The sequence below is a fragment of the Streptomyces sp. NBC_01264 genome, from assembly GCF_026340675.1.
GTDB lineage: Bacteria > Actinomycetota > Actinomycetes > Streptomycetales > Streptomycetaceae > Streptomyces.
Genome location: NZ_JAPEOX010000001.1, coordinates 5,151,231 through 5,163,724, shown reverse-complemented (window position 1 = coordinate 5,163,724; position 12,494 = coordinate 5,151,231). Strand labels below are relative to the sequence as shown.

Below are 12,494 nucleotides of genomic sequence, written 5' to 3'. Positions count from 1 at the left end.
CCGGGACCCGATGCGCCGCACGATCAGCCTGCGCTGGAAGATCGCCATGACCACCACGGCGGTGTGCTGCGCCGTCGCGGCCGCGCTCGGCATCCTCGTGCACAACGTGGTCGCCCGTCAGCTCGTCGGCGAGGTCCGCAAGGACGTGGACCGGGAGCTGGACTACGCCCTGGCCCAGTACGAGTACGGCACCGCGCGCGGCGACGGCAACAGCGCCCTGGACCCGCCCGGCCTCCCGGCCCCGCTGCGCGACCTGGTCGCCCGCGGACGAACCGGCAGCATGACCGGCACCCAGGACGGAATGCCGGTCATGTGGGCGGCCGGCCCCGCCGACGGAAAGCCCCTCGCGGTCTGGGTCCCCTACGACAGCACCCGCACCCGGCTCCGGGAGATCGATGCCGCGATCCTGGTCTCCGCCGGCCTCGCCGCCGGGGTGGTCGCCCTCGCCGGCATCTTCCTCGCGGGCCGCATCAGCCGCCGCCTCGCCACCACGGCCGCGGTGGCCCGCCGGATCAGCGCCGGGGACCTCGACGCGCGCGTCGGCTTCCCGGCCGAAGGGGAGGGGCCCCGCGCCCGTTCACGCGACGCGGTGACGGACGTCGCGCAGGCCCTCGACTCGATGGCGGCCTCGCTCCAGGCCCGGCTGGAGGCAGAGAAGCGGTTCACGGCGGACGTCGCGCACGAACTGCGCACCCCGCTCACGGGATCCCTGGCCGCGGCCGCGCTGCTGCCCGAGGGACGGCCCAAGGAGATGATCAACGACCGCCTCAAGGCCCTGCACCTGCTCACCGAGGACCTGCTGGAGATCTCCCGGCTGGACTCCGGCGTCGAACGGGCCGACCTGGCCCGGGTGGAGCTCGGCCGCGCGGTGGAGCGGGCCGCGGCGAGCACCCGGCTGCCCGTCGCGATACGGATCGAGCGGGACGCGGTGGTGCTCACCGACCGGCGCCGCCTCGACCGGATCCTGGCCAACCTGCTGGTCAACGCCCACAAGCACGGGCAGCCACCGATCGAAGTGACCGTCACCGGCCCGCTGGTGACCGTACGCGACCACGGGCCCGGCTATCCGGCCGAGCTGATCGAGCAGGGCCCGCGGCGGTTCCGCGCCGGGGATCCCGGACGCGGACGGGGCCACGGGCTGGGCCTGATCATCGCGGCCGGGCAGGCGGAGGTACTGGAGATCGAGCTGCGCTTCTCCAACGCCCCCGACGGGGGCGCCGTGACCACGCTGCTGCTGCCGGTCGGGCGTCTGCCGGAAGGCAGTTGAGCGGGGGCGGTGGATGTTTCACGTGAAACATCCACCGCCCCCGCTCGGGTCAACTCACGTCAGCCCAGGGGCTCAGACGCCGATGTTCTTGCCGTCCTTGCGCCACACCGACACGACCGACGGACGGACGATCTTGCCCGGACCGTCGGGCCACACCGACTGCGGCTTCTCGACGGACGCGCCGTCGATCTCGCCCGGGTGCTGCACGGCCACCAGGACGCGCTTGTCCTGGATGAGCGGGCCACAGGTCTCGGCGCCGCGCGGAACGGTCAGGAACTGCTTCAGCTCGCCACGGCGCTCACCGGCGGTCGCGACGCCGAACAGGCCGTCGTGCGAGCCGAGCTGGTTGCCGTCCGTGGAGATCCACAGGTTGCCGTGCGGGTCGAACGCCACGTTGTCCGGGCAGGAGATCGGGCTGACCTTGTCCTTCGGGAAGCCCGCGAAGTAGGTCGCCGGGTCGTTCGGGTCACCCGCGACCAGGAAGAGGCGCCAGGCGAAGCCGTCGCCGGCCGGGTCGTCGAAGTTCTCGGCGAGCTCCAGGATCTGGCCGTGCTTGTTCAGGTTGCGCGGGTTGGCCTCGGTGGCACCTTCCTTGCCCGGCTTGCCGCGGTCCGTGTTGTTCGTCAGCGCGATGTAGACGCGGCCGGTGCGCGGGGACGGCTCGACGTCCTCGGGACGGTCCATCTTGGTCGCGCCGACCTTGTCGGCGGCGAGGCGCGTGAAGACCGACACCTCTGCGGCGGTCAGGCCCTCGACGTGCGAGACGTTCCCGTTCGGGGAAGTGGTGAGCAGCTTGATCCAGACACCGGAACCGTCGAACTCGCCGTCGGAGGGGAGCTTGCCGGTGCCGTCGAACTCGGTGACCGGGGTGTCACCGGTGAGCTTGGCGACGTAGAGGGTGCCCTCGTCGAGCAGCGTGAGGTTGTGCTCCTTCGCCGCGCGCGAGTCGCCCTTCTTCATCTGCTTCGACGAGACGAACTTGTAGAAGTAGTCGAAGCGCTCGTCGTCGCCCATGTAGACGACGGGGCGGCCGTCCTCGGTCAGGCGGGGCTGCGCGGCCTCGTGCTTGAAGCGGCCGAGCGCGGTGCGCTTGCGCGGGACGGAGTTCACGTCGTACGGGTCCAGCTCGACGACCCAGCCGAAGCGGTGCGACTCGTTGGGCTCCTGCGCGACGTCGAAGCGCTTGTCGAACCGCTCCCACTTGCGCTCGGTGGCTCCGGCGGTCACGCCGTAGCGCTTCAGGCGGAGTGCCTGGGTCGGGTCGGTGACCAGACCGGCGTTGGCGAAGTACTGGTTGAAGTTCTCCTCGCCGTGGAGGGTGGTGCCCCACGGGGTGGTGCCGCCGGCGCAGTTGTTGAGGGTGCCGAGCACCTTGGTGCCGGTGGTGTCGACCGAGGTCTTCACCAGGTCGGTGCCCGCGGCCGGGCCGGTCAGCCGGAACTCGCTGGTGGCGGTCAGGCGGCGGTTGAGGCGGTGGCGGCTGATGGCCGTCAGCTTGCCGCTGCGGTGGTCCTCCTGGACCGCGACCACGGACAGGCCGTGCGCGGCCCAGGCGATCTCGACCTGCTCACGGGTCGGGTTGGCCGGGTCGTACGCCTTGAACATGAGGTTCTCGTCCGTGTACTCGTGGTTGGCCACGAGCAGCTGCTGGCGCTCGTAGTCACCGCCGAGCGGGAGCAGGCTCAGGAAGTCGTTGTTGTAGCCGAACTGACCGGCCTGGGCGGCGGCGGTCTGCTTGTCCGGGTTGAAGCCCGGCGCGCCCTTGACGATCGGGTCGCCCCAGCGGATGACCACGTTCTGCTCGTGACCCTCGGGGATCGTGACCTGGTCGGCGGTGTTCGGCGCGACCGGGGTGAAGCGCAGACCGCGGGCACCCGCGGCGTTGACCCCGGCGGCGCCGGCGCGCTGCGCCTCGACCGTCGGGTCGGCGGAGGCGGAGGAACCGTTGCCGCTCAGCGTGAGGGCCGTACCGGCGGCCGAGGCGACCGTGACGACCGCGGCGGAGCGGAGCATCGCGCGGCGGGAGTACGCGCGGGCTATGACGTCCCCGGCGTACTCGTTGTCACTGGTGTTCGGCACCTCGTGGAAGCAGGCGTCACCGCAGCGGTAGCGGCAGGTGAGAGCGGAACGGCCGCCCCCGTGAGATGAGCCGATGAGCGGCAGGAGCTTGCGCACGAGTGTCCTCCGTTGATGCACGGTCCCCGACAACGTGTCGGAACAATCCGTCGGTGACGCTATGGGTGGGTTGCGCCGAAGCGGCGGCCGATGGATGAACGGCCGGTGAATCCGGCACGTCGGGGCGGCAGTTCGGGGGCATAACGGGTGGGTTTGAGGCGTGGGCGCCACGAAAGGTGCCCCTCCCAAAGTTCCAGCCAAGGGGCCGATAACCTTACGTGTCCACTCTGGGCAGGGATCTACCGCGCCTCACGGACAAATGACGCACGCACTCATGCGAAAGGCCTGGCCCATGGGTATTCGGAGCTTGTTGCGCAAGGTGTTCGGACGGACTGCTGAACAGGTTCCGGAGACGACCGGCACCACTTCGGCGGCCCTTCCGAGCCAGACCGAACGCACCCCCCTGGACGCGGCCGCCGAACTGGTCGCCGCCTCCTTCGACAACCCCACTGTTCCCCCGCAGTCCACCCCCCGGGACCTCGAACCGGGCACGGTGCTCACCGCCCCGGCCCCGGCCCCCAACCCGGACCCCACGGTCCCGGAGGCCCGCCGCCCCTCCACCGGGACCCCGTCGACCCCCGCGACCCCGCCCACCCCGACTCCCCCGGCTGCCGCAGCCGAGGTTGCCCCCGAGCCCGAAGCTGCGGCCGAGCCCGAGGCTGCGATTGCGGCCGAAGCCGAGCCCGAGGCTGAAGCCGAGCCTGTGGCTGTGGCTGTGGCTGTGGCCGAGCCCGAGGCCGAACAGGCCGCCGAGGCAACGCCGGAGCCCGCCACCACCGAGCCCGAGCCCGTCGCGGCCGAGGCCATCGCCGAGGTGGCGGAGGCCGAAGCCAAGCCCCTCGACGCTCCGGCGGCCGAGGCCGAAGCCGCCACCCCCGAGGCCGAACCGGCCCTGGCCGCAGTGCCCGAGGAGGAGCCCGCCGCCGAGGCGGACACCGAGCAGCAGGCCAACGTAGCGGACACCGAGCCCGAGGCCGAGCCCGTGGCGGCCGAGACCGAGGCGGAGCCGGTCACGGCAGAGGCCGAGGTCATCACCGAGCCGGAGCCCCCGGCCGCCCAGGCCGAGCCGATCCCGGCAGAGGCCGAGGTCATCACCGAGGCAGAACCCGTCGCAGCCGACGCCGAGGTCATCACCGAGGCCGAGCCCGTGGCCGCCCAGGCCGAGCCGGTCACGGCCGAAGCCGAGGCCATCACCGAGGCAGAGCCCGTCGCGGTCGAAGCCGACGCGGAGCCCGTCCCGACCGACGCCGAAGTCACCGCCGAGGTCGACGGCGAAGCCGAGCTTCTCCCCGCCCACGCCGCCGCAGGCGGCCCCGCTCATGACCTCGCCTCCCTCAAGCGGCAAGCGCCCCCGCTCGCGGCCGCGTACAAGGCCGCCGGGCAGGCGCTGCGCGCCAAGGGCAAGGCCGGCGCCCGCGCCACCGTGTTCCTCGTGCTCGACCGGTCGGGCTCGATGCGCCCGTTCTACAAGGACGGCAGCGTCCAGCACCTCGCCGACCACGCCCTCGCCCTCGCCGCGCACCTCGACGAAGAGGCCACCGTCCGTACGGTGTTCTTCTCCACCGAGCTGGACGGCACGGCCGACCTCGCCCTCGACGCGTACGACGAGGCCTGGGTCGAGACCCGCCACGCGGAGCTCGGCCGGATGGGCCGCACCAGCTATCACGTCGCCGTCGAGGCCGTCGTGGAGCGGTACCAGAAGGACGGCGGCGAGGGCCCGGCCCTGGTCGTGTTCCAGACGGACGGCGCGCCCGACAGCGTCCGCCCCGCCCGCCAGGCGATCGCCGACGCCGCCGCCACCGCCCCCGGCATCCACTGGCAGTTCGTCGCGTTCGGCGAGCACGACGCCAAGGCCTTCGACTTCCTGCGCAAGCTGGATGCGGAGAACGCCGGCTTCTTCCACGCCGGCCCCGCCCCGGCCGAACTGACCTCGGCAGCCCTCCTCAAGGGCCTGCTGGAGAAGTTCTAGCCAGACGGTACGAAGGAAGGGCCCGGGATCCGTACGGATCCCGGGCCCTTCCTTCGTGTGACGGCCTACTGGTGCGGCTTGACGGCCTTGTCGACCGGCTCGCTCGTCTTGGTCTCCACCGGCTTGCGGAGCGCGATGTTCAGCTCGCGCAGGCGGGACTCCTCCAGGATGGTGGGCGCGCCCATCATCAGGTCCTGCGCGTTGCCGTTGAGCGGGAAGGCGATGGTCTCGCGGATGTTCGGCTCGTCGGCGAGCAGCATCACGATGCGGTCCACGCCCGGGGCGATGCCGCCGTGCGGCGGGGCGCCGAGGCGGAAGGCGCGGAGCATGCCCGCGAACTCGCGCTCGACGGTCTCGGCCTCGTAACCGGCGATCTCGAAGGCCTTCAGCATGACCTCGGGCTCGTGGTTGCGGATGGCGCCGGAGGACAGCTCGATGCCGTTGCAGACGATGTCGTACTGCCACGCCAGGATGTCGAGCGGGTCCTTCTCCTCCAGGTCCTTCATGCCGCCCTGCGGCATGGAGAACGGGTTGTGGGAGAAGTCGATCTTGCCGGTCTCCTCGTCCGCCTCGAACATCGGGAAGTCGACGATCCAGCAGAAGCGGAAGACGTCCTCCTCGAACTGTCCGGCGCGCTTGGACGCCTCGACGCGGACGCCCGCCATGATCTTGGAGACCTCGTCGAACTCGCCGGCGCCGAAGAACACGGCGTGCCCGGCGGCAAGGCCGAGGCGCTCGGTGAGGACCTTGACGTTCTCCTCGGTGAGGAACTTGGCGATCGGGCCGGTCAGGCCGCCGTCCTCGCCCACACGGACCCAGGCCAGGCCCTTGGCGCCCAGCGAGATCGCGTACTCGCCGAGGCCGTCGAAGAACTTGCGGGGCTGGGCGGCGGTGTCCGGGACGGCCAGGGCGCGCACGTGCTTGCCGGCGAACGCCTTGAACTCCGAGCCCTCGAACACGTCGGTGATGTCGACGAGTTCCAGCTTGGACCGGAGGTCGGGCTTGTCGTTGCCGTACTTCATCATCGACTCGCGGAAGGGGATCCGCGGGAACGGCGAGGTGACCGGGCGGCCCTTGCCGAACTCGGTGAAGATCTCCGTCATCAGCCGCTCGATGGGCTGGAAGACGTCCTCCTGCTCGACGAAGGACATCTCGACGTCGAGCTGGTAGAACTCGCCCGGCGAACGGTCGGCGCGGGCGTCCTCGTCGCGGAAGCAGGGCGCGATCTGGAAGTACCGGTCGAAGCCGGAGATCATCAGCAGCTGCTTGAACTGCTGCGGCGCCTGCGGGAGCGCATAGAACTTGCCCGGGTTCAGGCGGGACGGGACGACGAAGTCACGGGCGCCCTCGGGGGAGGTCGCGGTGAGGATCGGGGTCGCCATCTCGTTGAAGCCGAGGGCCACCATCTTGGAGCGGATGGAGGCGATGACGGCCGAGCGCAGCATGATGTTGCGGTGCATGCGCTCGCGGCGCAGGTCGAGGAAGCGGTACTCCAGACGGCGCTCCTCGTTCACCCCGTCGTCGGTGTTGATGGTGAAGGGCAGCGGGGCGGCGGCGCCGAGCACCTCGACCGCGGTGACCTCGACCTCGATGTCGCCGGTGGCGAGCTCGGGGTTGACGTTGTCCGCGCCGCGGGAGACGACCTTGCCGTCGATGCGGACGACGGTCTCCTTGGTGACGCTGCTGAGCGCCTCGTTCGCGGCGGTGCCGGGACGGGCGACGAGTTGCGTGATGCCGTAGTGGTCACGCAGATCGATGAAGAGGATGCCGCCCAGGTCTCGACGATTGTGCAGCCAGCCGCTCAGCCGGACGTCGGAGGCGACGTCGGAGGCACGAAGCTCGCCGCACGTGTGGGACCTGTACCGATGCATCAGTCATCCAGTTCTACGTGATACCAGGGTGGATTCAACCGTCCCAAGGTTACCGTCCGGGGCGCGAGCCCGTGCGGGCCCGCCCGCCGGGCGGCGCACCGGGGTGGTGAACAGGCACGTCAGGCGGATGACCTGTAAAGATGACCGGGTGCGCACAGAGGACGTCCTGGCCGCCATCGCGACCGGATTGTGGCGATGGGACAACGCGTCCGGGACGGTCACCCTCGACAGCGAGGCCGCCCGGCTGCTCGGGCTGCCCGCCGAGCCCGTCGCGCTGCCCGAGGTCGCCGTGCGCTCGCGATTCCACCCGGTGGACTGGAACGAGATCAACGGCATCGTGAACCTCGCGGTGGCCGAGGGCACCCTCGCCGAGGCCCGGCTGCGGATCATGGACGAGGACGGGCGCGTGCTGCGCACCGTACGGAGCCGTTCGAAGCCGCTGGAGAACCGGGGCGCGGACGGCCGCGTCGACTACGAGCTGATCGGCACGATCCAGGAGATAGCGGAGGCGCAGCCCGGCACCACGGCCGCGCACACCCCCATCACCGGCGACTGGCGCCGCTCGCGCGAGGCGTTCCTGCTGGACGCCGGGCGGGCGCTGGCCGAGGCCCGCTCGACCTCCGAGGTCCTGCGGGTGGCGGCCTCGCTGTCCATGCCCGGGTTCATCCCCGACGGGCTGGCCGTCTTCGGCGTGTCCGGCGACCGGCTGTCGATCATCGGCCACCACGGGCACGATCCCGGGGACGAGGGCCCCTTCGCGGACATGCCGCTGCAGACCGACTACCCGGCCGCGGAGGTCGTCCGTACCGGCCGGGCGATCTACCTGCCGAGCCCGGAGGACTACAAACGGCGCTTTCCGGCCACCTGGCCGCTCGCCCAGCGCTTCGGCAGGATCTCCTGGGCCTTCCTGCCGCTGATCGTGGCGGGACGCACCATGGGCGCCTGGATGGCCGCCTTCAAGCACCCGGTGTCCTTCTCCCCCGACGAGCGCTCCGTGCTGACGACGGTGGCCCGGATGCTCGCGCAGGCGCTCCAGCGCGCCGGGGTGGCCGAATCCGAGCGGGAGCTGACCACGGGCCTGCAGCGGTCGATGATGCCGCAGCTCGGCCCCGAGATCCCCGGGATGACGCTGGCCGCGCGCTACGTGCCCACCGGCGGCGGGCTCCAAGTCGGCGGCGACTGGTACGACATGATCCCGCTGCCGTCGGGACGGTTCGCGCTGGTCATCGGCGACGTCCAGGGCCACGACGTCCGGGCGGCCGGCCTCATGGGCCAGCTCCGGATCGCGGTGCGCGCGTACGCCTCCGAGGGCCACCGGCCCGACGCCGTGCTCTCGCGCGCCTCCCGGTTCCTGGCGGGCCTGTGCTCGGAACAGGACACCGGGTCGGACACGGGCCGCCCGGGCACGGGCGGCGGCGCCGGGGGCGGAGTCGGGGGCGGCGGGGACTCCGATTTCACCAGCCCGCGCTTCGCGACCTGCCTGTACGTGGAATGCGATCCGGCGACCGGTCTGCTGGAGGTGGCCCGCGCCGGGCACCCCGACCCGGCGGTGCGGATGGCCGACGGCACCGTCCTGATGCGGCCCACGGCGGGCGGGCTGCCGCTCGGCATCGTCCCGGACACCGACTACCCGACGACGCGGTTCACCCTGGAACCCGGCGAGACGATGATGCTCTGCACCGACGGGCTCATCGAGACGGGCGGGCACGACCTCGACACGGGCTGGGCCCGGCTGCGGGCCATCCTGGAGTCGGCGACCCCCGACCCCGCGGACCCGGAGCCCCGCCACCTGGAACGGCTGGCCGACCTGCTGGTCCAGGCGGTGCACGGCCCGTCCTCGCACCACACCACCGGCCCGCTGGCCGACCGGCGCGAGGACGACATCGCCGTCGTCCTGCTCTGCCGCGAGGGCGAGGGCTGCGGCTGCGAGACCCCGCTGCTGCACCCGTCGCGGCCGGCCCGGCGCACCATGACCACCGTCGCCCAGGCGGAGCCGGAGCGGGTCGGATGGGTCCGCCGGCAGATCCGGGAGCTGCTGCACGACTGGGCGGACCCGGAGCAGGTCGACGCGGCGGTGCTGATGGTCTCCGAGATGGTGACGAACGTACTGGTCCACACGGACGGGGACGCGCTGCTGATCGCCGAGGCGGTGGGCGAGATCGGCTCGCGCCGGCTGCGGGTGGAGGTGGCGGACGCCTCCGACGAGCTGCCGCACAAGCGGCACCCGGGAGAGATGGCGTCGAGCGGACGGGGCGTCCTGCTGCTGGAGATGCTGGCCGACGACTGGGGCGTCGACCCGCGCGGCGAGGGCAAGTCCACGTGGTTCGTCCTCGTCGAACAGTCGAAGCCCGCCGAGGCGGAGAACGACTCCTAGTACAACCATCCGGTGGCGTAAGCGGTCAGTTCATCGGTCGGTCCAGTGACCGGTCGATGAACGGATCCCCGGGGGGACACATGAACAAGCGCATCAGCGCCGTGCTCTGCACGGCAATCGCCACGGCGGCCGTACTGGCCGCGCCCACGACCGCCCAGGCGGCCGATCCCCATCCGAAGTTCGTCGTCATCTCGGCCGACTCGCGCGTCCTGCTCAAGTTCCCCACCTCGGAGCAGCCCAAGGGCCTCAAGGTGCACGTGCGCCCGAAGGGCACGTCCACGCCGGCCGCCACCCTCACCAGCTTCTCCGTGACGGAGCGCTGCGAGTCGATGTGCGACTCGGACATGCCCGACATGGCGGAGTACCTCACGACCGGCCCGCTGCGCCTCGCCGACCTCGGGCAGTACGCCGTCGACGTGGAGTACGTGGGAACCGAGGGCGAGCCCGTCCTCCACAAGGACAGCTCGGCCCTGAGCTACGTCCTGCGGCCGGTGTTCGAGAACGTGAACTACTCGAACGGGGTGGACCTGGCGAAGCAGGACACGGTCGTGTCCGGTGACATCAAGATCTACGACCCCCGTGACAGCTCGAAGAAGCCGTTCGCGGGCGGCACGGTCACCCGCCGGATCGGCACCGTCGCCACGCCGGTCACCGCGGACGCGCAGGGCCACTTCGAGTCCAAGGTCGTGCTCACCGGTGCCGAGCCCGTTCACCAGGACCACTTCGATTACGGCTGGCACCACGTGCACGTGGACCTCGCGACCGAGCTGAACGGCGCCAAGGAAACGACGCACACGGAAGTCAATGTGAATGCGGTGAGGGCCCGCATCACCCTGGACTCCCCGACGCAGACCGGCGCCTACGCGACCCGGGGCAAGGTCGGCGGAACCGTCGCCTGGGAGTCTCCTGACGGCACGTACAAGCCGGTACCCGCGGGCACTGCGGTCAAGGTCGGCACGGAGAGCGTCAACACCGACGGCTCGGGCCGCTTCACCGCGTCCCCGAAGTTCCTCGACGACAAGCCGTGGACGGTCGTCGAGAACTCACCCTGGCTGTTCGGAAGCGGTCCGCAGGTGAAGGTGAACACCACCGCCGGCACCCTGTTCACCGGCTTCACGGCCTCGGTGGACAACAACAAGACCGTCACGGTGAAGGCCCAGTTCGACCGCGGTGAGATCCCGGCCGGCACCACTTCACTGAAGGTGGAGGTCCAGCACTCGGCGGACGGCAAGACCGGCTGGACCACCCGCAAGAGCGTGGACGTCACCACCAGGCCCGGCGCCAACACCCCGGCGTACATCGAGTCGACGCTGCCCTACCCGGGTGCCGGCTACATCCGCTTGCGGTACGCGGGCACGAAGACCATCCACGGCTGGTCCACCCCCGCCGTCAAGGTGGCCCGGACCATGACGGCCATCCCGGACTTCAACGCCTCGCCCGAGCCGGTCAGGAAGGGCCGGCTGATCACCGTCACCGGCAAGCTCACCCACGCCGACCCCACGTGGAAGCCCCTCGCCGGCCAGAAGGTCCGCTACTACTTCCGCCCGGCCGGAAGCACCACGTGGCGTTACATGACCTGGGACGTGACCGAGGCCGACGGCACCTTCAGCCAGGCCTTCGGCGCCGAAATGACCGGCTCCTGGATGGCCCGCTACGAAGAGACCGACGCGACCCACTTCTTCGCCGAGAGCCGCGTCGACGAGGTCGTCGTCAAGCCGTGACACCCGCGCCCCCGGCCCGCGCCCCCGGCGGGGCGCGCCCGGGGGCGGCCCCCCGGCCGTGTATGGATGGGCCGAGCCGACAACTCCCCTGCTGCCCGAGCCCGTACGCCGCCTCGCCGCCTGGTGCGTCGTCGTCCTCCTCGCCGCCGCCGTCCTCGCGCTCGTCGTGTGGCTGTGCGCCGTCTTCCGGACGGTGGTCACGCCCGTGCTGCTCGCCGTGCTCGGCACGGCCCTGCTCGGGCCGATGCACCGGCGGCTGGTCGCCATGAAGGTCAACCGCTCGCTCGCCGCGGCCCTCACCTGCCTGACCGTGGCCGCCGTGGTCGGCGGGGCCGGCTACATCGTGGTCCTGGCGCTCATCGAGACCGGCGACCAGATCATCGACTCCCTGCGGAAGGCCGGCGAGGACCTCGCGAAGCACTTCGGGGCGCTCGGCACCTCCCTGGAGGACGTGGCCAAGAACTCCAAGGACCTGCTCACCAAGTTCGGCGGAACCGCCGCCTCGGGCGTGGTCACCGGGCTCAGCGTGGTCGCGACGATGCTGGCGACGGCCCTGCTGGCCATGGTGCTGATCTTCTTCTTCCTCCGCGACTCCGACCGCGCCGTCGCCGCCCTGCGCTCGATGGTGCCGCGCACCTCGGGCGACCTGATGGAGGCGATGGGGCGGCGCGCGTACGGAGCCGTCGAGGGCTTCATGCGCGGCACCACCTTCGTGGCCCTGGTCGACGCCGTGCTGATCGGCGCGGGCCTGCTGATCCTGCGGGTCCCCGGGGCCGTGGGGCTGGCCGCCCTGGTGTTCGTGACCGCCTACATCCCCTACCTGGGCGCCTTCCTCTCCGGCGCCGTGGCGGTCCTCGTCGCCCTCGCCGACCGCGGCTGGGTGATCGGCCTGTGGGCGCTGGGCGTGGTGCTGGCGGTCCAGATGATCGAGGGCTACGTCCTCCAGCCGATGGTGCAGAGCCGCACCGTGCAGATGCACCCGGCGGTGGTGATGCTCTCGATCACGGCCGGGGCGAGCGCCGCCGGCATCCTCGGGATGCTGCTGGCCGTACCGCTGACCGCGGCCTTCTTCGGGGTGGTCTCGGAACTGAAGTCCCGCTACGCGGCGCAGGCCTGA

General features: G+C 71.4%; 7 protein-coding genes. 5 read left to right on the top strand and 2 right to left on the bottom strand.

Translation table 11 applies throughout. From position 1 onward, the window contains the following. The first annotated feature begins 10 nt into the window (after positions 1-10). Positions 11-1,267, top strand: a complete 1,257-nt coding sequence (locus tag OG435_RS23960) for a sensor histidine kinase (protein ID WP_266879577.1) — start codon at positions 11-13, stop codon at positions 1,265-1,267. A 72-nt stretch (positions 1,268-1,339) separates the two neighbouring features. Here the strand turns inward: OG435_RS23960 and OG435_RS23955 are convergent, their stop codons facing one another. Next, complete coding sequence (locus tag OG435_RS23955) at positions 1,340-3,442, bottom strand: PhoX family protein (protein WP_266879576.1); 2,103 nt, start codon at positions 3,440-3,442, stop codon at positions 1,340-1,342. Between the two features lie 292 nt (positions 3,443-3,734). Here OG435_RS23955 and OG435_RS23950 point away from each other — a divergent pair, with 292 nt between their 5' ends. Next, positions 3,735-5,411, top strand: a complete 1,677-nt coding sequence (locus OG435_RS23950) for a VWA domain-containing protein (protein ID WP_266879574.1) — start codon at positions 3,735-3,737, stop codon at positions 5,409-5,411. A 65-nt stretch (positions 5,412-5,476) separates the two neighbouring features. Here the strand turns inward: OG435_RS23950 and aspS are convergent, their stop codons facing one another. Beyond that, positions 5,477-7,282, bottom strand: coding sequence for an aspartate--tRNA ligase (aspS, locus tag OG435_RS23945; RefSeq protein ID WP_266879572.1), 1,806 nt, complete (start codon positions 7,280-7,282; stop codon positions 5,477-5,479). Between the two features lie 148 nt (positions 7,283-7,430). Between aspS and OG435_RS23940 the strand changes: the two genes are divergently transcribed. From OG435_RS23940 to OG435_RS23930, 3 genes are all read left to right on the top strand, one after another. Beyond that, positions 7,431-9,656 carry a SpoIIE family protein phosphatase gene (locus OG435_RS23940; RefSeq protein ID WP_266879570.1) on the top strand — a complete coding sequence of 742 codons (2,226 nt, stop codon included), beginning with the start codon at positions 7,431-7,433 and terminating at the stop codon, positions 9,654-9,656. Between the two features lie 80 nt (positions 9,657-9,736). Continuing rightward, positions 9,737-11,377, top strand: a complete 1,641-nt coding sequence (locus OG435_RS23935; protein ID WP_266879569.1) for a hypothetical protein — start codon at positions 9,737-9,739, stop codon at positions 11,375-11,377. Positions 11,378-11,435: 58 nt separating this feature from the next. Then, entirely contained in the window at positions 11,436-12,494 is a 1,059-nt protein-coding gene (locus OG435_RS23930) for an AI-2E family transporter (RefSeq protein ID WP_266879567.1), read from the top strand.